The sequence below is a fragment of the Arthrobacter sp. UNC362MFTsu5.1 genome, from assembly GCF_000685965.1.
GTDB lineage: Bacteria > Actinomycetota > Actinomycetes > Actinomycetales > Micrococcaceae > Arthrobacter.
Genome location: NZ_JMLE01000002.1, coordinates 66,485 through 92,601, shown reverse-complemented (window position 1 = coordinate 92,601; position 26,117 = coordinate 66,485). Strand labels below are relative to the sequence as shown.

Sequence of the window (26,117 nt, the reverse complement as noted above, 5' to 3'; positions counted from 1 at the left end):
CTTAAGCGGGGCCTGCCCATCCGCATGCCTAGGAAGTAGTCTGGTGAACTACGAGGTTTGATGCGGATGGAGGCGTGAAATGAACAGTTCTTCCGGAGGTTCGTCCTTTGCCCAGGGGGCGCTCGGCCCCGCAGCCCGGGAGGCGTCAATGGCGGCGCTCAAGGCAACAATGGAGCCGGGCAAGGAACTCGACATCCTCATCGTCGGCGGTGGCATCGTGGGTACGGGCGCCGCCTTGGACGCCGTCACGCGCGGCCTGAGCGTAGGCATCGTGGAGGCCAGCGACTGGGCCGCGGGTACGTCGTCGCGCTCGTCCAAGCTCATCCACGGCGGTCTGCGCTACCTCGAGATGCTGGACTTCGGGCTGGTCAAGGAGGCGCTTCACGAACGCGGCCTCCTGCTGTCGGAGATCGCACCCCACCTGGCCCGGCCGGTGCCGTTCCTCTACCCCCTGACCAAGCCCTTCCTGGAGCGGCCCTATGTGGGCGCCGGAATTGCCCTCTACGACGTCATGTCCATCTCCAGCGGCCACCAGCGGGGCGTGCCCTTCCACAAGCACCTGAGCCGCCGCGGGACCCTGCGTGCGGCGCCAAGCCTGAAAGACGATGCATTTGTCGGGTCCATCCGCTACTACGACGGCCAGGTGGACGACGCCAAATACGTGGCCAACCTGATCCGCACGGCCGCGTACTACGGCGCCCACGCGGTCAACCAGACGGCTGTGGTCGACTTCCTGCGCGAAGGCGAGCGGGTGGTGGGCGCCAAGGTGGTCAACCGCGAGGACGGCTCCACGTTCAGCATCCGGGCCAAACAGGTCATCAACGCCACCGGCGTGTGGACCGATGAAACCCAGGCAATGGTGACCGACCGCGGGCAGCTGAAGGTGCGTGCGTCCAAGGGCATCCACCTCGTGGTGCCGCGCGACCGGTTCCAGTCCACCGTCGGCCTGATCCTGCGGACCGAGAAGTCGGTGCTGTTCGTGATCCCGTGGGGCCGGCACTGGATCATCGGCACCACTGATACCGACTGGCACCTGGACAAAGCGCACCCGGCGGCGTCCAGCAAGGACATCGATTACATCCTTGAACACGTCAACAAGGTGCTGAAGCGGCCGTTGACCAGGGAAGACGTGGAAGGAGTCTACGCCGGGCTGCGTCCGCTCCTTGCCGGGGAGAACGACTCGACCGCCAAGCTGTCCCGCGAACACGTGGTGGCCCACCCGGTGCCCGGCCTCGTGGTGGTGGCGGGCGGAAAATGGACCACGTACCGCGTCATGGCCAAGGACGCCGTCGATGAAGCGACGCGAAGCATGGACGAACGTGTCGCCCCCAGCTGCACCGATACGATTCCGCTGCTGGGTGCCAGCGGGTTCAAGGCGGCGTGGAACCGCCGGAACCGGACGGCCGAAGAGTACGGCGTGCACGTGGCCCGGATCGAGCACCTCCTCAACCGTTACGGATCGATGGCCACGGAGGTCCTGGCGCTCATCAAGGAGAACCCGGCCCTGGCTGAACCGCTGCCCGGCGCCGACGACTACCTGCAGGCCGAGGCCGTCTATGCGGCCACGCACGAAGGCGCGCGTCATGTACACGACGTTTTGACCCGCAGGACGCGCATTTCCATCGAGTCCTGGGACCGGGGTGTGTCCGCTGTCCCGGTAGTCGCTAAGCTGATGGGAGAAATTCTTGGCTGGAGCGATGCGCAGCGCGAAAGCGAAATCAAGCATTACCTTGCCCGGGTGGAAGCTGAACGGCTGAGCCAGGAGCAGCCCGACGATGAATCTGCCGACGCCGCGCGGCTGGGTGTGGAGGACATCGTCCCGTTGCGCTGACACAAGGCGGATGACTGACCCGCGCCTCCTGCCTCACTGAAGGGACAACTCTTGGCGGAACCACTGGACCGGTACGATGCCGAACTCACCACACCGGAAATGGTGATTCTTGAGCTTGATGCCAAGGACAAGACGGATGCGGCCACCCAGCTTGCTGAACGGCTCTACGCGGCCGGCCGCGTCTCGGACCTCGACGGCTTCCTGAAGCACGTCAACGCCCGGGAGCACCAGCTGGCCACGGGGCTGCCCGGCGGAGTCGGGCTGCCGCACGCACGCAGTGAGTTCGTGTCCCGGACGTCGATTGCCGTTGGCATCACCAAGTATGGACATGCCTTGGACTTCGGGGCGGCTGACGGGCCGGCAACGGTCATCCTCTTGATTGCGACGCCGGCAAGTTCCTTCTCGGACCACCTGGAAGTACTTGCCACGCTGGCCCGCTCGCTGTCCAAGGAGTCGTTCCGCGAATCCCTCCGCCGGGCCTATGACCCCGAGGTCATCGCCGAACTCATCAACTCCAGCCTGGTGTTCTTCGACCACTAGAGATTGGGGCAGGCCCTTTCGTGTCGACTTCGTCGCCACGTAGGGACCCGGCTGCCCCACTCTAGGGCCCGCAGCTGTCCGCTCGCGCAATCCGCGGTTCGTTGTTCTACACAAGGACGAAGTACGGTTAATGGGTGTTGAAAACTGCCCTCAAACCCCGCTGGATCGCAGGCCTGGTGTTTGCGATCGTCATTTCCGGGGTTTTTGTGCTGCTGAGCCAGTGGCAATTCGGCCGGTCAACCCAGCCGGAAGCACCCGTTTCGACCGGCACCGAAGAGAGCAAGCCGCTCACCACAGTGCTGCAACCGGGTGACTTCTTTCACGGCTCAGTGGCGGACCAAATGGTCACCGCCAAGGGATCCTACGACCCCGACAAGCAAGTGCTGGTCCCGGGACGGCTTTACGACGGCGCCACGGGCTACTGGGTGGTGTCGGCATTTTCGGTCCAGGACGCCCCCGTCCTCAACGGCGTCGGGGCGTCGCCCCAAACGTGGATCCCGGTGGCCCGCGGATGGGTGGAGGACCCCGCGGAAGCCGGCACGCCGCCGTCGGGCATTATTGAACTGACCGGACGGCTCCTGCCGTCCGAAGCCCCGCTGCCCAACATTGCCCCCGAAGCCGGACGCGCCACGGCAGTCTCCGTGGCGGAACTGATCAATGTCTGGGAAGTCAGCAGCTATCCGGGGTTCGTGGCAGCCACTTCCGAGCTGGCGGGAGGCACGGACGTCAGCCCGGCGGCTGTCAGCAGTGAACTGAAACCCTTGCGCATTGGTCCGCAGCCCCCGGCCCAGCAGGTGAACTGGCTCAACCTCTTCTACTCCGTGGAGTGGATCGTTTTCGCCGGCTTCGCGTTGTTCATCTGGTGGCGCATGGTGAAGGACGACTACCGCCGCGACCTTGAGGACGAGCTCGACGACGAACACGACGAACACGACGACGGGCCTCCGCCGGCCGAGCCCCACGCCAGCACAGCGGAAAATTCCAGCCCGCCTGAACAACCCAGCCCGTCTGAACAACCCAGCCCGTCTGAACAAAAGGTACAGCCATGATCGATCCCAAGCCGGCCATCCAGCCACAGCCAACCGAGACCAGCGGATCAGGCACCGCAAAAAAGGGCACCGTGAAGAAGCGCAGGTTCGGCGGAACGGAAGCCCAGATCCGGTCCGCACTCAAGTTCTACAAGGTCCTGGCGTACATGACGGGCGGAATGCTGCTGCTGCTCTGCGCCGAACTGATTGCGCGGTACGCCTTCGGCCAGTACCTGTTCGCCGGCGGAACCAACGCGGTGACGGGCCAGCCGTTTGGCTTCGGGTTCGCCGATGCCGAGCCGCAGGGCGTCCTCGGGGGAGTGAACCTCTCCGTGGCCGTGCTCATTGTGCACGGCTGGATGTACGTCGTGTACCTGATGTCCAACTTCCGCCTGTGGTCGCTGATGCGGTGGCCGTTCGCGAAACTGATCATCCTCGCACTGGGCGGTGTGGTTCCGTTCCTGTCCTTCTTCGTGGAGAAGAAGTTCCACGCAGAGGTGGAAGCGGAACTCGCAGCGAATCCGCAGGCGTCCAAGCGCTACTGACCCGCGCCGGTGTGAGATCCCTAACGCGGGAGTGGTTTTAGGCCGCGGACAGCCGTCTCAAGGTGCGACGGGGCAAGCGCCCAAGTAGTCTAGGACGGTGACTACTCCCACTGCATCCCAGACTTCCCAGAAGCCGGTGCTGGTTGTTGACTACGGTGCCCAGTACGCGCAGCTGATTGCACGCCGCGTCCGGGAAGCAAACGTGTATTCGGAAGTGGTTCCGCACACGTACAGCACCGAGCAGCTCCTGGCTAAGAACCCCGCTGCCATCATCCTTTCCGGTGGCCCTTCCAGCGTGTACGCGGAAGGTGCTCCAAGTGTGGGTGCCGACCTCTTTGAAGCCGGGATCCCCGTCTTCGGCATTTGCTACGGCTTCCAGGCCATGGCCAACGCCCTGGGCGGAAAGGTCGACAAGACCGGCCTGCGTGAGTACGGTTCCACGCAAACCACCCTCCTGGGAGAGGGCCGCTCGGTCCTCGAAGGAATGCCGCAGCACCAGAACACCTGGATGAGCCACGGCGACTCCGTGCACGAGGCGCCTGAGGGCTTCGAAGTGCTCGCGACGACGGCTGGCGCCGAGGTTGCCGCCTTCGCCAACGAAGAGAAATGCCTCTACGGCGTGCAGTGGCACCCCGAGGTAAAGCACTCGGCTTACGGCCAGCAGGTGCTCGAGAACTTCCTGTTCAAGGGCGCCAAGCTGGAACCGAACTGGACCACGGGGAACATCCTCGAGGAACAGGTGGACCGCATCCGCAAGCAGATCGGCGATGCCAGGGTCATTTGCGGCCTTTCCGGCGGCGTGGATTCGGCTGTCGCGGCTGCCCTGGTCCAGCGTGCCGTGGGCGACCAGCTGACCTGCGTGTTCGTGGACCACGGGCTGCTGCGCGAGGGCGAGGCCGAGCAGGTTGAACGCGACTTCGTGGCAGCCACGGGCGTCAAGCTCTACGTTGCCAACGAGCAGGAGCGGTTCCAGGCGGCACTGGCCGGGGTCAGCGATCCGGAGACCAAGCGCAAGATCATCGGCCGCGAGTTCATTCGCGCCTTCGAAGAAGCCGAACTGGCCATCATCGCCGAAGCCGCTGCGCACGGCGAAAAGATCAAGTTCCTCGTCCAGGGCACCCTGTACCCCGACGTCGTCGAATCCGGCGGCGGAGAGGGTGCTGCAAACATCAAGAGCCACCACAACGTGGGCGGCCTGCCGGAAGACCTGCAGTTCGAGCTCGTTGAGCCGCTGCGGGCCCTGTTCAAGGACGAGGTCCGCGCCGTGGGCGCCCAGCTGGGACTGCCGCAGGAAATCGTCGGCCGCCAGCCTTTCCCCGGCCCGGGGCTCGGCATCCGCATCGTCGGCGAAGTGACCAAGGAACGCCTTGACCTGCTGCGCAAGGCTGATGCCATCGCCCGTGCCGAGCTGACCGCGGCCGGCCTGGACAACGAGGTATGGCAGATGCCGGTGGTGCTGCTGGCGGACGTCCGCAGCGTCGGCGTCATGGGCGACGGCCGTACCTACGGCCACCCGATCGTTCTCCGTCCCGTGTCGTCCGAAGACGCCATGACCGCCGACTGGTCACGGCTTCCATACGACCTGCTGGCGAAAATCTCCAACCGCATCACCAATGAGGTGGAAGGCGTCAACCGGGTAGTGCTCGACGTAACCAGCAAGCCGCCGGGAACCATCGAGTGGGAATAGCAGTGTGAGTGGCCGGTCTCAGCGATGAGGCCGGCCACTTTGCTTTATTCTCGCTTTATCCGGCTCAATTTTGGCCCGCTCCAGTGTTGCGGACCCTCACTGGGCCCTGATTCGGGCTACGCTCGAAAGTATGCCGGTATGGTCCAGGGCGTCACGTGCAAGCGCAGAAAAGAAGGCAGTAGTGTCAGTTGGTCAAGGCCTCCCAGAGGGCTCCGAGGAGCTCAGGAAGTGGCTGTCCGGGCTTAAGCCGGTCACCGGAGCAGACACAATGCTTCGTTTCACCAAGACCCCGGAAGGCTCCATCGACCTCACGCATGCGCATCCCTCCGGACTGGCGCAGCTCATGGCGGGGCGGCGCACCCGCCTGTCCACGCTGATCCGCGACCACGATCAGTACGTGGTGGCCGCCCGGGCCTCGCGCAACCTCCGCTCCAAGATTTTCGAGCTCAGCAACGACCGCGGCATCGATGCCGGGTATTTTTCGGCCGGTACGGTGTCCTGGACGTCGGCGGTGGGCGGAAAGCCGCAGCGGGTGTCCGCTCCTGTGATGCTCACCGCCATTTCGCTGACCGTCCGTCCGGGCGAGGACGACTACGAACTCCAGCTCACGGAGCAGGCGCAGATCAATCCGGCGCTCATCCGGCACCTGAAGACCATCCACGGCATTGTCTTCGACGTCAACGCTGTGACCCGGATGGCCTACAGCACGGCCCGGTTCGACCCCCTGCCGGTCCTGGACCGCCTGGGCACGCTTATCAAGCCCATCCACGGGGCCGAGGTGGAGCACAACCTGCTCGTTTCAACGTTCGCGGACCTGTCGGGGAACCTTGAAGACCCGTGGATCAACCAGAACAACGCCCTCGTCGCTGCCCTGGCCCGTACCGCCGCCGGCGAGGCCGTGGACGTGGCCGAACTGGCGGAGGACCGCTTCCAGGACATCGACCAGCGCGACCCGGCCCAGGAACTGCTGCTTCTCGACGCCGACTCGGACCAGCAGTACGTGGTGGACGCCGTGCGCGCCGGGGACTCCCTCCTCGTCAGCAGCCCGCCGGGAACGGGCCAGACCCAGACTGCCATCAACACCATCGGCGCCCTGGTGGACGAAGGCAAGACCGTCCTTGTGGTGGGTGACCGCCGCGCCAGCCTCAGCGAGATCGGGGCCCAGCTTGAGACGCTGGGCCTGGAGTCCATCCTGTTTGCGCTCTCCGGAACGGTCACGCCCCTGCAGCTCAAGGGACAGCTGGTCCGGTCCATTATGCGGAACGAAAAGTCCCTTCAGCCCCAGCTGGAAAACCTGCACACCACCCTTGCCGAGCACCGCCACGCTCTCATGGACCATGTGGACTCCCTGCACAACGTCCGCCAGCGGTGGGGTTGCTCGCCCTACCAGGCCATGCAGTCGCTTGCTGAGCTGACGTCCATCCAGCCTGCTCCCGCCACCACAGTGCGCCTCAAGCGAAGTGTCCTGGACAATATCCGCGACCGTGAGGAACTGGCCGGCCGCCTTCACCGTGCGGCCGAACTGGGCAGTTTCAGCCGGGCCGCGACTGCCAGCCCCTGGCACGGAGCGCGGCTCCTGACCCGCAAGGAAACCGAGGAAGCGCAGGACGTTGCGCGTACGGTTGAGAAGAACCTCCCCGTGCTGCGTCACCGGATGAACGACGTGGCAGAGCACGCACAGATCCGCCTGGGTGCGACCTTCTCCGAATGGGGTGCCCAGCTCGAGTTGCTGATGGCAGTCAGGGAGAGCCTGGACAAGTTCACCCCGGACATCTTCGACCGTCCGGTCCACGACCTCATCTCCGCGACGGCCACCTCCCCGTGGCGCCGCGAACGCAACATCGAGATGCCCTCCATGCAGCGGTCCCGCCTCCGCCGCGTGGCCAAGGAATACGTCCGTCCCGGCGTGCACATCGCCGACCTCCACAGCTCCTTGGTGCTTGTCCAGGAGCAGCGGGCGCTCTGGGCGGACTACGCCACCACGCAGCGTCATCCGGCAGTGCCTTCCGGCCTGGGCGAAGTGAACGTGATGTACCGCAGCCTGGAACGCGAGCTGGCGCAGCTGGGTGCCGCCGTGAAGCACACGGCAGCAGGCGGGGACCTCCAGAACACTCCGTACGAGGAACTGATGGAACGCCTGGAGCGGCTTGTGGCCGACACCCGGACGCTCAAGACCCTCCCGGAGCGCACGCTGCTCATCGAGAACATGCGCGAGCACGGGCTCGGGGAACTGCTCGCCGACCTGGCGGATCGTGAAGTGCCCGCGGAGTCCGTTGCCTCGGAGCTGGAACTCGCCTGGTGGCAGTCGGCCCTCGAAGCAATGATCAGCGGCGACGACTACCTGGCAATGTCCGACGGCGATGCCCTGCGCCAGCTAGAAGCCGAATACCGCCTGGCGGACAATGCCCATATCGCCAGCGGTGCTGCCCGGCTGCGGTGGACACTGTCGGAGCGGTGGCGCGCCGGCATTGCCGAGAACCCGCGGCAGGCGGACCTGCTCCGCAGCCTCCTGAAGGACGGCCGCGTCACGTTGGCCGCCCTCACGGCGCAGGCCCCGGCACTGGTTCCCATGCTGGTGCCCGTGTGGTCCGTGAGCCCCTACCTCATGACCGGATTGCTGCCGGCGGAGCAGAAGTTCGACGCCGTGGTCATCCTCGACGCCGAAGCGACCTCCCTCCAGGCAGTCCTTCCGGCAATCGCCCGGGCCAAGCAGGTCATTGCCTTTGGCGACGACAAAATCGCAAGCCCGCGCACGTTCACGGTCGGCGTCGAGCGGCTCGCTGCCGGGGAGACCGCCCATCAGGCGGTGGAGAGTGCCTACACGGCGTTGTCCTCGGTGCTGCCGACCCGGCGCCTGACCTCCGCGTACAGGGCAGTGGACGAGGAGCTGGTGCTGCAGCTAAGCAAGAGTTTCTACGACGGCCGCCTTCACCGGCTCCCCGAGGGGCAGACGGCCACCGGGCTTGACCGCGCGTTGCTCGTGGAATACCTGCCGGATGGCACCGGCCTTCCGAGCGCCGACCAGGAGGGCGTGGAATCCGCTGTGGCCGAGGTCAACCGGGTGGTGGGCCTGGTCTTCGAGCATGCCCGACTGCGCCCGCGGACGTCCCTCGCAGTAGTCACGGCCAGCCTCCGCCACGCAGCCCGGATCGGCGAGGCCATCCGCCTTCAGCTGCCCAACTACCCCCTGCTGGCAAGCTTTTTCAGCGCCGGACCCGAATCTTTCCGCGTGGTGGACCTGGAACGGGCACAGGGCCTGGTCCGGGACCACGTGATCTTCTCTCCGGGTTACGGCCGCACACCGCACGGCCGCGCGCTGCACAATTTTGGTCCGTTGTCCGCCGAGGGCGGCCGGGCGAAATTCGCACTCGCCATGACCCGTGCCCGGCGTTCACTGCATGTGCTGACGTGCTTCAAGCCGGAGGACCTGGACGTCACGCGCCTCAGCCACGGCGCCCTCGACTTCTATGAACTGCTGAACCGCGAGATTGCCGGCAATACCGACCTGGGGACGCCGGCGTCCCGCGCAGCAGCGAGCGAGCAGGCACTGGGCGCCGATCCCCTGGTGGCAGACCTGGGTGACAGGCTGCGCGCCCGCGGAGCCCGGGTCTGGCACCAGTACGACGGCGTGCTTGACGTGGCCGCGGCCGCGGACCCGGTGCATTCCATCGGCCACGACGAAGCCGACATCCCCCGGCCGGTGGCCATCGAGTCAGACGGCACGGAGCAGTACCGGCGGATGAGCGTCCGTGAACGGAGCAGGCTCCGCCCACAGCTGCTGGAACGATTGGGCTGGCGCTACATGCCCTTGTGGACCATCGAGGTGTTCACGGACCCGTCCGCATGCGCGGACCGGATCGGCGGGTACCTGGGGCTGGAGAAGCCGGCTGTCACGGGCTTCACCTCCTCGTCGCAGGCGTTCTTCGAGGACGACGTGGACAACCTGACCTTAAACAGCGCCGACCGGCGCAACGGGGACGCAACGGCAGCCCGTTCCGGCAGCGGCGACTCCGGCAGCGCTGGCAGTCGAGAGCCGGGCGATTCCGGCGAATCCGCCGCTCCGGACGGGCACTCGGTATCCTTGGAACAGGGCGGCAACGACCCGGAGGAGTCCGTCAGGACCCGCACTAATGCAGTGGAAAATATCAAGGACAACGGCATGGACACGAACAACAGCGCAGCGGACAGCCAAGGCGCTCCGCACCGTGAGGCGGACAATTCCGCGCCCGGCAATTCCGCGCCCGGCAGGACAGCGCCCGACAGAACGGCACCCGAGAGGGTAGCGCCTGACCGGACCCCGCAGACGGCAGGCGCCGGCGTTCCCTCGGGAGTGCTGCCCAACAAGGCTTCCGAGGATGACCCGAAGCGCTGGGGCGATCAGGGCTCTGACTACGACCACGATGCCTGGCTTCAGGAACAGAAACCGCCGCACTGGGGCTGATTTCCCCTCTGGGGGAGTGTGCCGGTCCGGACGCAGCTAGCCCTGTGCTCCGACCATGACGAAAAAGAGTTTGCCCTGCGTTGACGAGCCGGCGAGTGCTCGTGCCTGGTCCGGATCCGCTGCAACCACAATGAGCCCCTCTGTTTCGCCGGTCCCCGGCCATGGTCCGGTTTGTCCGCCCTGGCCCGATGTCCAGAGAACGGGAACCGAGGCCGCCAGGACCTGCGATTCGGCGGCCTTGCCGTAGTCGCTGCCGTTCGTCATGACGATGTTGACGAGTTGGCCGGGTGCCACGAGCTGGATGGATGAAGGGTCCGCCATTCTCAGAGGCACGGCCGCCGATCCCGGGGGAGTGCCGGCCAGCAGGCCCGGGCCGAGCAACTGCGTATCGGAGATCAGCTGGCCTTTGCGCAGCGGTCCGGCCAACTGCTTGCCCACAATGGCGGCGGTGTCAGCGAACGCTCCTGCGGGCACCATCCCTGGCGGGACCTCGACCAGCACCACTTCGTTGCTTGAGAGGGCAGTGCCGGCGGGAAGGTCACGGGCGGAGGCCAGGGCAGTGACGGTGCGGGCAGGGGCCGGCGTCAGTTGCTGGACGGAAATGCCGGCAGCAGCGCACAGCAGAAGCGCGACCAGCAGCCTGCGATTGCGGTTGAGCCATGACGGGAATCGCTGCACGCCGGACACGCGCTGACGGCCGGGACGTCCCGACCGAAAGCCGGGCCGCGGCGAGGAAGGTCCGTTGTTGCGGAAGGTGAATGGCATGCCGTCAGGCTACGGTGGCGCCGTGTCGCGGTGACAGCCCGGGGAGGTCCTATGTGGAAAACCGCTAGCCGCAGCGCAGCTTCAGTGGCGGACCAACGCTGATGGCGCTCACGCGCCGGATATGGCGGCGGACGCCGGGTTTAGGTCAGCTTGCAGCTGCGGCAGCGGGAACGGCCGCCGGAGCGGCAGAGACGCTGCTGCCCTTGCTGTCGCGTGAGTCGGTCCGGTAAAAGCCGGAACCCTTGAAGACGACACCGACGCTGTTGAACTTCTTGCGCAGGGTCCCCTCACATTCGGGGCAGGAGGTGAGGGAGCTGTCGGTAAACGACTGCACGATCTCGAAGGCGTGGCTGCAGTCCTTGCAGGCGTATGCATACGTGGGCACTGGTAATCCTCCTCTGGGACAAACGAGCAGGTCCCGTGCTGCCTGGCAGGAATCGCCGCCGATTGTTCCTCGGCAGGTTCCTTCCCTTAGCAGTCGCAGGGCCTGAGTGCCAATTCTATCATCCGCGGCGAGCCGGCTTCACATCAGCTGCGCGAGGCGTGACGGTGTGACTGCCACCGGGATTTTTCGGTCGAAGGATTCAGCGGGGATACTGCCGGCGGGAAGGACTTCGTCGTCAAAGACCACCGCAGCGGCGGGCACCGGCAGGCCCTCATCTTCGAGACTCGCGAGGAACTTGTCGTAGTAGCCCCCGCCCTGGCCGATCCGGTTGCCCGATAGGTCTACTGCCGTGGCAGGGACGAAGATCCCTGCCGCTTCGCGCATGGCCTCGTTGCCGTGCTGTTTTCCGACCGGCTCATCGATGGGGGCGTAACTGCTGCGGATGAAGTCGGTCACCGGGGTCCAATAGACCCAGGAGAGTGTCCGGTCGGGTTGGCAGACCGGCAGGAGAACGCGGTGCCCTGTTCCGTGAAGCGCGGCAATGAGCGGCAGCGTGGGGGGCTCGAAGCCCACGCCCAGGTACACGGCAAAAGTGCTTCGTTCGCCGGCGGCAACCATGGTGGCCCACTGGAGGCCGTGGCGTGCAATACCGGCTCCGGCGGCTTCCAGGCCGACGGGAGGGATAGCTGCACGCCGGGTGCGGTGGGCTGAGCGGATCTCGTCCTTGGATGGCATCAACGCCCGTCCTTCCATGTCAGCAGGCCCGCCGGCGGAGGCCTTGGTGAGGGCCATCCGGGGCGGTCAATGCAATTACCCAATGTTTGGTCCCTGACGCTAGATTAGTCCAGTGACTACCACCAATACTTCCGTCCGCAAGGCTGTCATTCCTGCTGCCGGACTCGGCACCAGGTTCCTACCGGCCACCAAGGCCATGCCCAAGGAAATGCTGCCGGTCGTGGACAAGCCCGCGATCCAGTATGTCGTCGAAGAGGCCGTCAACGTTGGCCTCACCGACATCCTGATGATCACCGGCCGGAACAAACGCGCCCTCGAAGACCACTTCGACCGGGTCCCGTCACTGGAGTCAACCCTCGAAGCAAAGGGCGACACCACCAAGCTCGAAGCCATCCAGGCCGCCAGCAACCTCGGTGACATCCACTACGTCCGCCAGGGCGACCCGATGGGCCTTGGCCACGCAGTGCTGCGCGCCAAGCAGCACGTCGGCTATGAACCTTTTGCGGTGCTGCTTGGCGATGACCTGATCGATGCGCGGGACGAGCTGCTCAGCAAAATGATCGAAGTCCAGGCCAAGACAGGCGGCTCGGTGGTCGCGCTGATTGAAGTGGAGCCTTCCCAGATCAGCGCCTACGGTTGCGCCGACATCGACGAGACCGACATGAACGGTTTTGTGCGGATCCGCAAGCTCGTGGAAAAGCCCGACGCCGCGGAAGCACCGTCCAACCTGGCCGTGATCGGCCGCTACGTCCTCCACCCCGCGGTCTTCGATGTCCTCGAACGCACCGAACCGGGCAGGGGCGGGGAAATCCAGCTGACGGACGCCCTCCAGGAACTGGCTGCCGGAGAAGGCGAAGGGTACGGCGTCTACGGCGTGGTATTCCGCGGCCGCCGCTACGATACCGGCGACAAGCTCAGCTACCTCAAGGCCTGCGTCCAGCTGGCCTGCGACAGTGAGGACCTCGGCCCCGGCCTGCGCGAGTGGCTGCCGCAATTCACCGCTTCACTGGCCAAGTAACGTCCCATGCGGGGCAGCATCTGGCCGGCGACGCTGGAATGCGGCGATATTGTGCTGCGCCCTATCCGGTACCGGGACCGCAAGGAGTGGATGGCGGTCCGATCCCGGAATTCTGAGTGGCTGGCTCCCTGGGAGGCCTCGAATCCGGCCCCCGGAGGGGCGCTCCCCGACTACCGGCAGATGGTCAGGTCCCTCAACGCCCAGGCTGCGCAGGCCACGGCGCTGCCCTTCGTCATCACGGAGCGGACACCGGGCCAGCGGGATCCGGTCATCGTCGGACAACTGACGGTGTCATCGATCATCTGGGGCTCCGCCATGATGGCCACGCTTGGATACTGGGTGGACAAGTCGTGTGCCGGCCGGGGAATCGCTCCCACGGCTGTTGCCATGGCCACGGACTATTGCTTCGGCAGCCTCGGTCTGCACCGGATGGAGATCAACATCCGGCCCGAAAACGGGCCCAGCCTCCGGGTTGTGGAGAAGCTTGGTTTCCGGGACGAAGGCTACCGGCCACGGTTCCTGCACATCAACGGCGAATGGGCGGACCACCGCTCGTTCGCCCTGACGTCCGAGGAAGTTCCCGAGGGGCTGCTGGCCAGGTGGCTGAGGAGCCGGCCGGCCTGACCCCGCCCGGCGTTGCCCCGACATTCTCCAAGTGTTTTCCGTCATAAATCCATTGAATTGCCACCTGCCCTGCGACACACCGGAGCGAATGCCAGAGCTGTCGGCTAATTGCTCATACGGTTTTGAATGTGGACTTCCCCCTTAGCAGCTCAGTGATCCTTGTTGTCGCTGTCGCGCTCTGGATTGTGTGGGTGGCCCCGTATGTACTGAGAAACCGCCAGCATCAGCTCCAGCCCGCAGCCGAGTTGATCTCCGAAATCAACTTTGCCGAACCCGCAGACCCCCAAGCCGGAAACGTCATGAAAATGGCCGCCCAGCAGGAGAACTCAATGGAAACCAAGCAGGCCACCGGATCCGCGCAGGGATCCCGGACACCCGCCGTCGGCCCGGGGGCGGCGACGGCGCGCCCGGGCGCACTGAGGATCCGGTACGGACGATGTGCGCTCGCGCTGGTGGGACTGGTGTCGCTGCTCACCGGGCTTGTGGCCGGCGTCTTCCTCATGTTCGGGATGGGCTCGTCCTGGCTGCCTGTCGGGGCCCTCTTGGCTGCTGTAGCGTCCGTCGCCTGGCTCCGGCGGCTGGCTGTGCGGGACCGGCGCGCCCGAATGAACGCGGCCTTCCGCGCAGCCATGACTGCCCCCGAGCGGCAGATGCGGGTTGCCGTACCTCGTCCCAGCCGGGAACCGGCCGTGGACGCCCCGGAAAGCCAGCTTTTTGATGCCGAGGCGGGAACTAAACCAAAGGTCAAGCCGCTGACGGCCCAGGAACTGCGTGAAGCTGCCCTCGCCGAAGCCAGGGCCTCGGGCGACACCGCCTTGAGGACTGCCGCAGCACCGGGATCGGCTGTCAACGCCGAAGCCAAATGGGAACCTGTCGACGTTCCCAAGCCCATTTACGTGGAAGCCGCCAAGGCCGAACGGGCCGCCCCGGAGCCGCTGGACCTGCCGGAGGCTCCGAAAGCAGTTGGCAAACCGTCCCTCAAGCAGGGTCCGGCCGCGGCACCGGCAGCCAGCGGAAGCGCTCCCAAGACCCTGACCAAGGCTCAGAGCGCCCTGAGCAACCTGGACGACGTCCTGCAGCGCCGCCGAGCCTAGCCAGCCTCTCCGCCCCGGGCAGCCGATTGCTGCCCGGGGCTTTTTATGCCCAAAACGCGCGGACGGTGGCCGGGACCTGGTTCCCGAGCAGCCGTTCGGAAGCGAGACATTCCGGAGCTGGCTGGCGAAGCGCGCCGATAGTTTGTAGCCTAGGGACACCGGTTTGCCTGTTCCCGAAGTTGGTCCGAGGGAAGGGCAGCTGCCCGGGGCTATAGCTCAGTTGGTAGAGCGCTTCGTTCGCATCGAAGAGGTCAGGGGTTCGAATCCCCTTAGCTCCACAGAATAAGCTCCCTGATCCGGCGCCACCGCCGGGTGAGGGAGTTTTCTTGTTGCCGGTCCGGCACCACGCGCCCACGAACCACCCCTCGAGAGGACAGCAGCAATGAGCCTTGTCCGGCTGCATGACGTCAGCGTGCGATTCGATAACACCATGATTTTGCGGGAGGCGTACTTCCGTCTTGAGCCGGGCGACAGGGTGGGGCTCATCGGCAAGAACGGGTCCGGCAAGACCACCATGCTCCAACTCGTCCTTGACCGGATTTCCCCGGAATCCGGAACCGTTACGGTGGATCCGGGAACAAGGATCGGCTACTTTTCGCAGTTCTCCGAACTCAACGGGGAATCAACCATCACCGAGGTCCTGGACGGGCTGTTCTCTGGCATCAAGGCGGTCGAGGCCGAACTGGCGTCCATCGACACGGCCATCGCAGCAGACCCGGGCGGTGCAGAACTTGACCGGCTCATCACCCGGCAGGCCGAACTGTTCGAGGACATGGACCGCCTCGACGGCTGGGACTATCCCCGGCGGATCGACAAGGTCCTGACGACGCTGGGCTTCAGCGAGGCCCACAGGGTCTGCGCCATTGACGAACTGTCCGGCGGCTGGCGCAACCGGGCCGCCCTGGCAAAGATCCTCCTTGAGGACCCCGATGTGCTGCTGCTGGATGAGCCCACCAACTTCCTGGATGTGGCCGGCGTCGAATGGCTTGAAAGCTGGTTCCGGGATTTCAAGGGTGCCGCAATCATCGTCTCGCACGACCGGAAGTTCCTCGACGCCGTGGTCACCCGGATCATCGAAGTGGAGAACTTCCACCTGCATGAGTACCCCGGCAACTTTGGCGAATACATCGTGCAGAAACAATTCCGGCTCAAATCCCTGGAACAGCAGTTTGTGCACGAATCCGAACTGCTGGCCTTCGAGGCTGAAGGGATCGCCGACCGCCGCGAAGCCGCCAAGGCCGCCAGCCGCGGGCTGGGAAACCAACTGGCCAAGATCAAGAAGTCACGTACGCCCCGCCCGGTGGACCAGATCGTCACCGAGATCTACGGCGGCCTGCACGTCAAGGACGTACTCTGCCGCGTGGAGGGGTTGGCCAAGTCCTACGGTGACAAAGCACTCTTCAACGACCTTGGCTTCGAGATCAGGCGCGGGAACCGGATCGTGGTGCTGGGCGCGAACGGCAGCGGAAAATCCACCCTCCTGAAAGTGCTGACGGGTGAGGAAGAAGCAGACGCCGGCGTGGTCTCCTGGGCAAAGGGTCCCGGCTTCGTTTCCTACAACCGGATGCTTGAAGAGCTCGACGACGCCGACACCGTTTCGCACGCAGTCAACGCCCTGCCGGACAGCCTGGCTTTCAGCGCCACCAGAAAGTCTGTCAACCGGTTCCTGGCAATGTTCCAGTTCTCCGAAGCGGATCTCAAGCAGAAAATCGGGAACCTCTCCGGCGGCCAGAAAGCCCGGGTCGCGATGGCGCAGTGCCTGCTGTCCGGCGCGTCGGTCCTGTTGCTTGACGAACCCACCAACCACCTGGACCTGTCCAGCACCCAGGTCATGGAACGGGCCCTGATGCATTTTCCAGGTGCCGTGGTGGTGGTCAGCCATGACCGGTTCTTCAGTGAAAAGATCGCCAACCGTTACCTGGTCTTCGGTGCCGACGCGGCCCTGCCTGGTGAGGTCGAGGTGCGTGCCGCGTAGCTGTCACCGCCCCGGTATTTGAGGGCCCGCATCCAATCGCGCTTGACGGCCGCTTGCGGGGAGGAGCAGAGTTATGGTGCTGCGACTGGGGGGCAGATGTGTGATCTCCGGGGACCTGGGTTCGTTCCGGTTCCTTCACCACATCCGCAAATAGCTTCAGGCACTGATGAGGAGCAACCTCATGCGCAACAGAATCCCCCCGCAGACCACGCCCCGCGAAGGCGGAATATTCCTGGATTCCGAACGGCGGCACCGGCGCGTCGTGGCCAGGCTGCTGTCGTCGGTCTTTGCAGCAGTCCTTGCGGCCGCAACGGCCGCGCCGGCCCAGGCCGTTTACAACGGAAGCAGGGCGGACTCGGACGACTATGCGTGGGCCGCCAAGGTCCAGCTGGCCTACCCGGAAGGGATTGCTTCCTGTACGGGCTCCCTGATCAAGGAAGACGTGGTGGTCACGGCGGCGCATTGCATCAGCAACAACGGACGGAGTCCGTCCGCCATCGACGTGACATTCCACTTCGGCCAAAAGCGTTCCGCATACACCGTGGGGGTAACAAGGGCCGTTGCTTCGCCGCACTACAACCCCGCGCTGATCAAGGACGACATTGCCCTGCTTTTCCTGCAGTCTGCGGTCTCGGAGCCCACCGTTCAGCTGGCCTCCACGCCCGCTCCCGTCGGGGAGGAAGTAACGGTGGCCGGTTACGGCTGCACCGGGGACCCGTTCAACGCGGCAGAACCGTGCGACCCGGCGCGCCGGCTTATGGAAACCCAGCTCACGACAGTTCCTGCCGAATCTTGCCCGGACATTGCGGGACCCTGGCAGTTCTGCACGTTTTCGCCGCACACCACAGCCAACCGCGGCGATAGCGGTGGTCCCGTCGTCTGGTCCGACCACGGTGAACAGAAGCTGGTGGGTGTAACGAACGCCATCGAACTGCCGCCGTCACCGGCCTACCTGAACCTGTCGGCCTCGATTCCGTACGAGCTGGACTGGATCAAGGCTACCGCCGGCCTGCGCTGACCGTCTTGAGCACCCCGCGAACGGACATTCCCACGGCACATACCACCGGGACCAGTCCCAGCAGAAGGGTAAGCGTGTTGGCGCGGAACACCACCCGGCCCTGCGCGTTCGTCGTGTAGGCGCCGAGCGGGAGGACGAAGCCGCCTCCTCCGCCGCCTTCCGCGCCGCCGGCGCCCGTGGGAGCGCTTGCGACGGCGGGACTGCCTCCGCCCGTGGTACCGGAGTCGCCGCCGCCGCCGAACCCGAAGGACACCAGCGCCACGGGAACGAGTTCCTCACCGCCCACCTGTACCGGAGCGCCGTAAGCCCTCGCCACACCCACGTTCCTGAATGCCTCCACGAGGGAGGAAAATGCATCAGCCATGGACCCACCTTAGGGACCCGGGCCAGGCAGCGGAAGGGCCTCGGATCAGCTCCCCTTCCGGTGGCGTCGGGCCATGGCATGACGCCTCCCCACGTGCCAGTATGTTGTGAATCAGGGGCTGTGTGGCCCCCGCCGGACAGGAGGCGCCGCCGTCATGGACTACATCGATGATTTCAGCGAGGTCGGCAGGAGCGATGTCCCGACGGCGGGGGGCAAGGGTGCCGGGCTCGGCGAACTGGTTCGGGCAGGATTTCCCGTACCGCCGGGATTCCTGCTCAACACGGCCGCCTACGAGCTGTTCGTCCACAGCAACGAGCTGGCCGAACGCATCCAGGAGTACGCCGCGTTGCCGCCCTCCGCGAGCGCCCAGGACTACGAGGACGCCTCGGCACGGATCCGGGGGCTGTTCGCCGGCGGAATGATCCCGGAAGCGATAGCAGCCGAACTCCGCGCCGCCTATCACCAGCTGGGCCCCGCCCCGGACTCCGGCCCTGCCCCGGACTCCGGCCCCGGCCCTGGCGAGGGCGCCGGCCTTGGCGAAGGCACGGAACCGGCGGTGGCGGTACGGTCGTCGGCCACCGCCGAAGACCTCGCCTCGGCCAGTTTCGCCGGCCAGCAGGACACGTTTCTCAACGTGCGGGGCGCCGACGCCCTGATGGAGGCGGTCATCACCTGCTGGTCTTCCCTCTGGACCTCCCGCGCCATGGCCTACCGTTCGCGGGAGGGCATCCGGCCGGACCAGGTCCGGTTGGCTGTGGTGGTCCAGCAGATGGTGGACGCGGATGCCGCCGGCGTGATGTTCACTGCCAACCCCGCCACCGGTCGCCGCGACCAGATCGTGATCGGTGCCGCGTGGGGCCTGGGCGAATCCGTGGTGAGCGGAGCCGTTTCCACCGACGACGTCGTCGTCGAGGCTGCGACAGGGACGGTGGTTTCCCGCCGGACGGCCGACAAGGAAGTCATGACGGTCTATGCCGGCCGGGGCACGCGGGAGGAGCCCGTGCCGGCGTTCCGCAGGCATCAACCGGTACTGGACGATGCCGCTGCGGCCACCCTGGCGGGTTACGGGGCACGCATCGCCCGGCACTTCGGTTCCCCGCAGGACATCGAGTGGGCGCTGGTGGGCAACGAATTCTTCATCCTGCAGTCCCGGCCCATCACTGCGCTGCCCGAGCCGGCCGGGGAGACCCCGCGCGACTGGAGCGTGCCCTACCCCAAGGGGCTCTACTTCCGGGCCAGCATCGTGGAGCAGCTGCCCGATCCGCTCTCGCCCCTGTTTGCGGACCTGATCGATGGCTCGGTCTCGCGGTCCCTGAACGCCCTGATGGACGAGGCGTTCGGCAAAAGCAGCCTCCGCACCGGCGATCTGGGCCTTCCCGCGATCAACGGCTACGCCTATTATTACTACCGCACGGCGGCCTTATGGCGGCTGATGGGGAAAACGCCGGCCGCTGTCCGCGCCCTCATCCGGGGCGAAGCCCACATGGGGATCCAAGGCTGGCGAGACTACTCGCACCCGCGCTACGTGCGCGTGGTGGAATCCTGGTCGGCCAAGCCCGTTGCAGACCTCACCGGGCAGGAGCTCCTCGAGGGGGTGTCGGCCCTCCTGGATGCCGGAACCGTGTACTACACAGCAGTACAGTCCATTATTCCGGTCGCGACATCCAGCGAACTCGCCTTCCAGAAGTTCTACGACAGGTTCGTCCGGCAGGACGGCGACCCGACTGCGCCGGCGTTCCTGCTCGGCTACGACAGCGAACCCATCCGGGCGGAAAAGGCACTCTTCGACCTCGCCCGCTGGTCGCGCACAGTCCCTGGGCTCGCCGAAGCCATCCTGGGGACGCCAACCAAATCCCTCGCCCGGGCACAGGCTTCGGGGACGACTCCGGAGGAGATGGATCCAGGTCTGTGGGGGCAGTGGCAACACCGCTTCCAGCTGCACCTGGACCACTACGGGCACACGGTCTACAACCTTGACTTCGTCAACCCCGTGCCGGCGGACGACCCGTCGCCGCTGCTGGACACGCTGAAGTTCTACCTGCGCGGGCAGGGCAACGACCCCCACCGCCGGCAGGCGCTCGCTGCCGGCCGGCGCGAGGACAGCACCGAAACGATACTTTCCCGGCTGCACCCGGCCCGCAGGTCCGTCTTTGTGCGTTTGCTCCGGTGGGCGCAGGGGGCGGCGCCGATCCGCGAGGACGCCCTCGCCGACGTCGGACTCGGTTGGCCCCTGATGCGGCGCATGCTCCGCGAACTGGGGCACCGGCTGGCAGCCGCCGGACTCATCGCCGAGCCCGGCGATGTGTTCTGGCTTCGGTACGGGGAACTCAGCAGCGCCGTCGAATTCGGCCTTGCCGCCGCCAGCAGCCCGGCGGCCATCACCGGTGCCGGCCGGCCCGTCCTGGCGGAGGCAGTCGCGGAGCGCAAGATGCGGTGGCGGGGTCAGCGCAATGCGTCTCCGCCGCAAATGCTGCCCGAGATCCGGTGGCTGCAGAAATCCCTCGCGGGGATGATGCCGGAAGGGTCCCAGGACCAGGAAGGGAACACCATCAAAGGAGTGGGCGCCAGCCAGGGCCGGGTCAGCGCTCCGGCCCGGGTGCTGGCCGGTCCCGAAGACTTCTCCCGGATGCAGCCGGGGGAGGTTCTGGTGGCGCGCATCACCACTCCCGCCTGGACCCCGCTGTTTGCCATGGCATCCGCCGTGGTGACGGACGTTGGCGGGCCGCTGAGCCACGGCTCCATTGTGGCCAGGGAGTACGGCATCCCGGCAGTGCTGGGCACCGGGGTGGCAACCCGCCGGATCGCCAGCGGACAGCAGATAGAGGTCGACGGCGGCGCCGGCACCGTGACGCTCGTTCCGGCCGCCCGGGGCTAACTTCCGGACGAAGGCCCTTCCGGCAGGTCTTCGTCGGATGCAACGCGAAGCAGGAGGGACAGCGGGCTGCCGGCGCCGAAATCCGGGAGCGCCGCACTGACAACGAACAGCGTGACGTCCGCGGCAAACAGCAGCTCCACCACGTCGAGGAAAAGGCGCCACTCCGGCGTTCCGCCGGCAACAGCCTGGGCCGGGATGCCGTCCACCACCCACTCGCCGAACCGGGCAGCCAGCGCGGCAAAGTCCCCGGCGGACGCCGGTACGCCGGTGAGTTCGCCGAAGCCGACCCACAAGAGGTCGCCTTCGGCGCTTTTCACGGCCAGCGGCTTGCCGGCCACGTCAAGGGTTCGCCGCTGGCCGGGCGCGGGTTCAAACAGGCCGAACGTGCCCAGCTGGCGGGCTGTGCCGGGAATGAGCAGCCTGCCCGGCCGGTAACGGGGCTGCTGTCCGGCATCGAATGCATCCGACATGCCGGTGGCTCCTAGAGCCAGCCCTTCCGCTTGAAAATGGCGTACATCAGCGCGGCGGTGGCCGCCATCATGGAGATCGCCAGGGGGTATCCGAGCGTCCAGTGCAGTTCCGGCATGTGGTCAAAGTTCATGCCGTAGACGCCTGCCACGAAGGACGGCGCGAAGAAGATGGCCGCCCACGACGAGATCTTCTTGACCTGCTCGTTCTGCTGGGCGCTTGCCTCGTTCTGCCGGTTGGCGGTCAGGGTGCCGTCCAGGGTGAGCGCATTCTGGAGGATGTCCCGGAAGGTGTCGGCACGTGAAATCAGCCGCTCCACGTGGTCCTCGACGTCGCGGAGGTGGTGCTGCAGGTCCGTGTTGACTTCGTACTTGTCGAACCCGCGCCGGAGCAGCTGCATCATTCCCGGCAGCGGATGGATAGCCCGCTGGAACTGGATCACTTCGCGGGCAAGCTCGTAGATGCGCCGGGAGACCGCGGAGTCCCCGCTGAACAGCTGGTCCTCGATCTCGTCAATGTCGTTTTCCAGGCCCGCAACCACGGGTACGTAGTCGTCCACCACCCGGTCCATCAGGGCGTAGAGCACGGCCTCGGGCCCGTGGGACAGGAGTTCCGGGCGGCTCTCCAGCCGTTGCCGTACCTGGGCCACGCCGGCTGTCTCCGCGTGCCGGACCGTGATCACGAAGTTCTTGCCCGTGAAGACGTGCAGTTCGCCGAACTCCACCGTTTCCGTTTCATCGAGGTACCGCGCCGGGCGGAGCACAGTGAAGAGGACGTCGTCATAGCGTTCCAGCTTGGGCCGCTGGTGGGCCGAAATGGCATCCTCCACTGCGAGCAGGTGGAGGCCGAACTCCTCTGCCACTGCAGACATTTCGGCCTCGGTGGGCCGGTACAGCCCGATCCAGGCCATGCCGCCATGGTCCGCCAGTGTCTCAAAGGTCTGCTCGAGGTTGTACGGCTCTGCGGTCCGGTGGCCGTCCACGTACACGGCGTTGTCAATGATGGTCACGAGTCATTATCCCAGTCACTTGCGTGGTGTCGCCTCAGCCCGGCTCTGCGCGAGCCGGCTGATGAGCGGTTCCGTCCGGTAGGGGATGTGCGTATGCAGCGCCAGGACGGTCTCCGTGCGGATCACGCCCTTGATCCTGAGGATCGAGCGCAGCGCCGTTTGCAGGTTGTGGGTATCCGTTGCCACTACCCGGCACCAGACGTCTCCGCGCCCGGAGATCTCGTGGACCTCCAGGACCTGCGGGATCAGGCGCAAGGCGCCCACCACTCCGTCAAGTTCCCGGTGGCTGACTTCGATCGTCACGAACGCGACGACGTCGTACCCCACCGCCTCAAGGTCAATTTCCCGTCCGCCGTCGTGCAGCAGGCCGGAACGGAGCATCCGGCGGACCCGCGACTGCGCCGTGTTGCGGGCGATGCCCAGGGATTCGCTCAGTTCGCCGATCTGCACCCGGGGGTCGCGGATCAGTTCGAGCAGGATTCTCAGATCCGTGTTGTCCAGGCTGTTCAAATCATCACTCCGGGTTATATCCGTCAGGCATCATTGACTATTTTGATCAATATTGGCACGAATATTGATAGCCAGGGTCATGAGTAGACCATCCTGTAGGTAACAATTTCTTTCGCCCGGCCCGCGGTGTTCCCACAAGGAACGGCCCGGGGCAGGCACTGCAGGCAAAGGCACGTAGATGACTGTCTTCAGCGAACTCCGCATGCGTCCGGCCACCGCCGGGGGCTGGGCATGGGACGCTTCCACTACGGCACGGCTGGTCATGGCCGGCGTGGTGATCTTCACGCTCCTAGTTGGCGCGAACCTCGCGACCCCGCTGTACCCGTTGCTCCAGGCGAATCTTGGCATCGGGTCCTTCGGAATCACCGTGGCCTTTTCCGCCTACGTCCTGGCCCTGGTGTCCACTCTCATGCTGGCAGGGCACTGGTCCGATCACATCGGCCGCCGGGCGGCGCTGCTCCTCGCCGTGGTGGTCGGCCTGTTCGGCGGAATGATCTTTGCCAACGCGGACAGCCTGGCGATGCTGTCCGCCGGGCGCGCCTTCCAGGGTGTCGCCGTTGCCCTCGCCACCGGCGCAAGTTCAGCGGCGCTGCGCGAACTGCTACCCACGCGCCCCGACTGGGCTTCACGCTTCACCCTCCTGGCATCCGCCGGGGGAGTGGCGGCCGGTCCGGCCATCGGCGGAATCCTGTCCCTCCTGCCGGGACCGACCTCCACGCCCTACTACCTTCATTCGGTGGTCCTCATCGCCATGCTGGTGCCCCTGTACCTGCTCAAGGCGCGGCCGGCCATCACCTCCGTCTCGGGGCCGCAGCCGCTGAAGGTACTGGCACCCCGCCGCCCGTCCGTTTCGCGGGAAGCCCGCGGTGCCTTCTGGCTGGCCTCCGCCGTGGGGTTCCTGAGCTTTACCGTTTTCGGATTCTGCTTGTCGCTGGCTCCGGGCTATTTTGCCCAGATCGTCGGCGCCGACTCCCGCCCGCTGATCGGCGTGCTCGCCGGATTGACCCTCGGCGCTTCCGCCCTCAGCCAGCTGCTTGCCGTCCGCGGGAGGTTTGTGGTGCCTGCCGGCCTGGCTGTACTGGCGGTATCGGTGCTGCTGATTGCCGCTGCCGCCGCCTGGACCAGTCCGTGGCTGCTCATTGCGGCCAGCCTCGCCGCGGGTGTTGGCCAGGGCGTGGCCTTCCGGACCGTGTTCAACGACGTGGCCGGAAAAGTCGAAGCATCACGCCATGCCCAGATCATCAGCACGGTCTACGTGATCACCTACCTCGGCAGCGCTCTCCCGGTGATCGGGCTGGGACTTGCGACGGCCGCCTACGGGCTGCAGGCGGCCGTGACGGGCTTTGTGGTGCTCTGCGCTGTCGCGGCGTTCGCCCTGGCCGCCGTGACGCTGGCTGCCGCACTCCGCCAGCCGGCCTGAGCCACCCGCCGGGCGTCCGGGGCTGCGGCGCCACGGCTAGTCCCCGGCTGGACAGGGCTGCACCGGCCTGCAGGCAAACAAGATGTTGCAAAGAAATGCTTGCAAAGAAGTAGTTGCAAAGAAACCCTTGCAAAGGTTTCTTTGCAAGCGTATTTTTGACGTATGAAGAGTTCACCCGATGCGGCATCAGCTGCAGCCGTGACCGCCGAAGGCGCAACGGATGAGGATCCGCCGGCCGGGCAGGAGCCGCCGTTCCCGGTGCGCCGGGTCGATACCGCATCGCTGAAGGCGCTGGCGCATCCGCTGCGGGTGCAGATACTCGAGATGCTCTCCCGCTACGGGGCACAAACGGCCTGCAGCCTGGGCGAACTGCTCAACGAGTCCAGCGGATCCACCAGCTACCACCTGCGCCAGTTGGCGAAGCACGACTTCGTCCGTGAAGTCGAAGGCAAGGGCACGGCGCGGGAGCGCTGGTGGGAACGCCCCCGCGGAGCCATCCAGATCACATCGCCGGAGCTGGCCACGTCCCCGGCGACCGAGGAAGCCTCCCGGCTGGTCACCCGCGAGTTTGAACACAGCAGGCAGGCCGTCCTGGCGGACTTCATGGCCCACGGCAGCGAAAGCCTTGATGCCGAATGGCTGCACGCCGCCCTGATCAGCACAGCAAATGCGAGGCTCACGGCGGACCAGCTGGCGAGGTACACCACCGCCCTGGAAGCCTACGGCCACCGGCTGCTGGAGGACATCAGGAACGAAGGCGAGCAGGAAGGCGCCCGACCGGTCCAAATCCATCTCAATGCCTTCCCCATCCTCGGCGTTCCCGCATCGGCCGGCAGCAGGGGCCATAGTTCACGGAATCAACAATCAGCAAGTCCTGAAAGGAACGTGCCATGAGCGCATTATCCGCCGCCGGTTCGACTGCCTGCGGCCCGTACCGCCGGCCCACCTTCGTCGAATCGGCTGCAGCCGCGTTGGGTGCCGCACTGGTCCGTTGGGCGGAACGCCGGCGGGTCATCCTCTCCGACTGGGCCGTGCATGAGCGCGAGGCGGCGCTCCGCCGGGAGCAGCTGGATGTCCTGCGGAGTGACATCATGGGCGCCGCGCATTCGGGGCTCTATATCTGGCACTGACGCCGGGACCCGGGGCAGGCTTAGTCGGGCAGCGGCCCGTGGTTGCCCTGGATGTGTTCGAACACCAGCGTGGTCTCGGTGTGGCCCACCACGGGATCGGTGGCGAGGTTGTCCAGGACCCAGTCGCGCAGGTCTTCAGTGGTCGCCACGGCAATGTGCAGCAGGTAGTCCACTGAACCCGAGGTGTGGAACGTGGACAGCACGGCCGGAAGCCGGGGCACCCGTGACGTGAACCGGTCGATTTGTTCGCGGTCGTGGGCCCGGAGCCTTACAGCGATGAGCGCCTGGACGGACCGTCCGATGGCGGACAGGCTCAATTTCGCTTCGAATCCCTGGATGATGCCGCGTTCGGACAGGGCGCGCGTGCGCATGAGCGCCGTGGACGGGGCAATGCCCACGAGCTCGGCCAGCTGCTTGTTTGAGATCCGGGCGTCTTCCACGAGGGCGGCAAGCAGCCGCTCGTCGATGGCGTCCAGCGGTTCGGTTCCGGCTCCGAGCCGAATATTCTTCGCACCGGTACTCACAGCGCCTCCTCAAAGTGTTATGAGTTCATCATAAACTCCGGTTTCCGACAGTTCCATTCGTTAGGCCTGTGAAACTCCGAATTATTGCCAGATACTTGCCGGATTCAATGGCGAATAATTCAAAAGGAGTC

The 26,117-nt window shown here is 65.8% G+C and carries 23 protein-coding genes and 1 tRNA gene; 15 read left to right on the top strand and 9 right to left on the bottom strand.

From position 1 onward, the window contains the following. The first annotated feature begins 79 nt into the window (after nt 1-79). The 5 genes from BS38_RS0103175 (at nt 80) to guaA (ending at nt 5,631) form a co-directional block, all read left to right on the top strand. Nucleotides 80-1,831 (top strand): glycerol-3-phosphate dehydrogenase/oxidase, encoded by a 1,752-nt coding sequence (locus BS38_RS0103175; protein WP_028269498.1) that lies wholly within the window; start codon nt 80-82, stop codon nt 1,829-1,831. Nucleotides 1,832-1,882: 51 nt separating this feature from the next. Beyond that, the gene (locus BS38_RS0103170) at nt 1,883-2,371 is read left to right on the top strand and encodes a PTS sugar transporter subunit IIA (RefSeq protein ID WP_028269497.1); all 489 of its coding nucleotides are present in this window, start codon (nt 1,883-1,885) and stop codon (nt 2,369-2,371) included. A gap of 134 nt (nt 2,372-2,505) precedes the next feature. Then, the gene (locus tag BS38_RS0103165; protein WP_028269496.1) at nt 2,506-3,420 is read left to right on the top strand and encodes an SURF1 family protein; all 915 of its coding nucleotides are present in this window, start codon (nt 2,506-2,508) and stop codon (nt 3,418-3,420) included. Further along, entirely contained in the window at nt 3,417-3,944 is a 528-nt protein-coding gene (locus tag BS38_RS0103160) for a DUF3817 domain-containing protein (protein WP_028269495.1), read from the top strand. The genes BS38_RS0103165 and BS38_RS0103160 overlap by 4 nt, the downstream gene beginning before the upstream one ends. Nucleotides 3,945-4,041: 97 nt before the next feature. Beyond that, a complete protein-coding gene (gene guaA, locus BS38_RS0103155; protein WP_028269494.1) occupies nt 4,042-5,631 on the top strand; it encodes a glutamine-hydrolyzing GMP synthase in 1,590 nt (529 codons plus the stop codon). 3,798 nt (nt 5,632-9,429) lie between these two features. Here guaA and BS38_RS27875 read toward each other — a convergent pair. The 4 genes from BS38_RS27875 to BS38_RS0103135 all read right to left on the bottom strand — a co-directional run bounded on the left by BS38_RS27875 (nt 9,430) and on the right by BS38_RS0103135 (nt 11,957). Further along, the gene (locus BS38_RS27875; RefSeq protein ID WP_331280038.1) at nt 9,430-9,972 is read right to left on the bottom strand and encodes a pentapeptide repeat-containing protein; all 543 of its coding nucleotides are present in this window, start codon (nt 9,970-9,972) and stop codon (nt 9,430-9,432) included. 136 nt (nt 9,973-10,108) lie between these two features. Further along, nucleotides 10,109-10,837, bottom strand: a complete 729-nt coding sequence (gene cpaB / locus BS38_RS24240) for a Flp pilus assembly protein CpaB (RefSeq protein ID WP_081818797.1) — start codon at nt 10,835-10,837, stop codon at nt 10,109-10,111. A gap of 145 nt (nt 10,838-10,982) precedes the next feature. After that, entirely contained in the window at nt 10,983-11,222 is a 240-nt protein-coding gene (locus tag BS38_RS0103140) for an FmdB family zinc ribbon protein (RefSeq protein ID WP_028269492.1), read from the bottom strand. Between the two features lie 138 nt (nt 11,223-11,360). After that, nucleotides 11,361-11,957 (bottom strand): 5-formyltetrahydrofolate cyclo-ligase, encoded by a 597-nt coding sequence (locus tag BS38_RS0103135; protein ID WP_156037051.1) that lies wholly within the window; start codon nt 11,955-11,957, stop codon nt 11,361-11,363. A 112-nt stretch (nt 11,958-12,069) separates the two neighbouring features. On the opposite strand from BS38_RS0103135, the gene galU reads away from it, so the two are divergent. From galU to BS38_RS0103105, 6 genes are all read left to right on the top strand, one after another. After that, nucleotides 12,070-12,975 (top strand): UTP--glucose-1-phosphate uridylyltransferase GalU, encoded by a 906-nt coding sequence (gene galU, locus BS38_RS0103130; RefSeq protein WP_028269490.1) that lies wholly within the window; start codon nt 12,070-12,072, stop codon nt 12,973-12,975. A 6-nt stretch (nt 12,976-12,981) separates the two neighbouring features. Further along, a complete protein-coding gene (locus BS38_RS0103125) occupies nt 12,982-13,599 on the top strand; it encodes a GNAT family N-acetyltransferase (protein WP_028269489.1) in 618 nt (205 codons plus the stop codon). Between the two features lie 128 nt (nt 13,600-13,727). Continuing rightward, complete coding sequence (locus BS38_RS0103120; protein ID WP_231511018.1) at nt 13,728-14,693, top strand: hypothetical protein; 966 nt, start codon at nt 13,728-13,730, stop codon at nt 14,691-14,693. 205 nt (nt 14,694-14,898) lie between these two features. Then, a tRNA-Ala gene (locus BS38_RS0103115) sits at nt 14,899-14,971 on the top strand. A 104-nt stretch (nt 14,972-15,075) separates the two neighbouring features. After that, nucleotides 15,076-16,668: an ABC-F family ATP-binding cassette domain-containing protein gene (locus BS38_RS0103110; protein ID WP_028269487.1), complete on the top strand. Its 1,593-nt coding sequence runs from the start codon at nt 15,076-15,078 to the stop codon at nt 16,666-16,668. 181 nt (nt 16,669-16,849) lie between these two features. Beyond that, on the top strand, nt 16,850-17,686 hold the full coding sequence (locus tag BS38_RS0103105) for a S1 family peptidase (RefSeq protein ID WP_028269486.1): 837 nt from the start codon (nt 16,850-16,852) through the stop codon (nt 17,684-17,686). Here BS38_RS0103105 and BS38_RS27005 read toward each other — a convergent pair. Next, nucleotides 17,667-18,050, bottom strand: coding sequence for a hypothetical protein (locus tag BS38_RS27005; protein ID WP_028269485.1), 384 nt, complete (start codon nt 18,048-18,050; stop codon nt 17,667-17,669). The genes BS38_RS0103105 and BS38_RS27005 overlap by 20 nt on opposite strands. Nucleotides 18,051-18,204: 154 nt before the next feature. Here BS38_RS27005 and BS38_RS0103095 point away from each other — a divergent pair, with 154 nt between their 5' ends. Continuing rightward, nucleotides 18,205-20,925 carry a PEP/pyruvate-binding domain-containing protein gene (locus BS38_RS0103095; protein ID WP_028269484.1) on the top strand — a complete coding sequence of 907 codons (2,721 nt, stop codon included), beginning with the start codon at nt 18,205-18,207 and terminating at the stop codon, nt 20,923-20,925. Here BS38_RS0103095 and zapE read toward each other — a convergent pair. The 3 genes from zapE to BS38_RS0103080 are packed head-to-tail and all read right to left on the bottom strand — an operon-like array spanning nt 20,922 to nt 22,912. Next, nucleotides 20,922-21,395 (bottom strand): AFG1/ZapE family ATPase, encoded by a 474-nt coding sequence (zapE, locus tag BS38_RS24235; protein ID WP_051628700.1) that lies wholly within the window; start codon nt 21,393-21,395, stop codon nt 20,922-20,924. The two genes, BS38_RS0103095 and zapE, sit on opposite strands and share 4 nt — an antisense overlap. Nucleotides 21,396-21,406: 11 nt before the next feature. Beyond that, the gene (corA, locus tag BS38_RS0103085; protein ID WP_028269483.1) at nt 21,407-22,402 is read right to left on the bottom strand and encodes a magnesium/cobalt transporter CorA; all 996 of its coding nucleotides are present in this window, start codon (nt 22,400-22,402) and stop codon (nt 21,407-21,409) included. A 15-nt stretch (nt 22,403-22,417) separates the two neighbouring features. Then, nucleotides 22,418-22,912 carry an Lrp/AsnC family transcriptional regulator gene (locus BS38_RS0103080; RefSeq protein ID WP_028269482.1) on the bottom strand — a complete coding sequence of 165 codons (495 nt, stop codon included), beginning with the start codon at nt 22,910-22,912 and terminating at the stop codon, nt 22,418-22,420. 178 nt (nt 22,913-23,090) lie between these two features. Between BS38_RS0103080 and BS38_RS0103075 the strand changes: the two genes are divergently transcribed. From BS38_RS0103075 to BS38_RS0103065, 3 genes are all read left to right on the top strand, one after another. After that, complete coding sequence (locus BS38_RS0103075; protein ID WP_028269481.1) at nt 23,091-24,332, top strand: MFS transporter; 1,242 nt, start codon at nt 23,091-23,093, stop codon at nt 24,330-24,332. 162 nt (nt 24,333-24,494) lie between these two features. Further along, entirely contained in the window at nt 24,495-25,226 is a 732-nt protein-coding gene (locus BS38_RS0103070; RefSeq protein ID WP_231511016.1) for an ArsR/SmtB family transcription factor, read from the top strand. Continuing rightward, the gene (locus tag BS38_RS0103065) at nt 25,223-25,462 is read left to right on the top strand and encodes a hypothetical protein (protein WP_028269479.1); all 240 of its coding nucleotides are present in this window, start codon (nt 25,223-25,225) and stop codon (nt 25,460-25,462) included. The genes BS38_RS0103070 and BS38_RS0103065 overlap by 4 nt, the downstream gene beginning before the upstream one ends. 20 nt (nt 25,463-25,482) lie before the next feature. Here the strand turns inward: BS38_RS0103065 and BS38_RS0103060 are convergent, their stop codons facing one another. Then, nucleotides 25,483-25,986, bottom strand: coding sequence for an Lrp/AsnC family transcriptional regulator (locus tag BS38_RS0103060; RefSeq protein WP_028269478.1), 504 nt, complete (start codon nt 25,984-25,986; stop codon nt 25,483-25,485). Nucleotides 25,987-26,117: the final 131 nt, after the last annotated feature.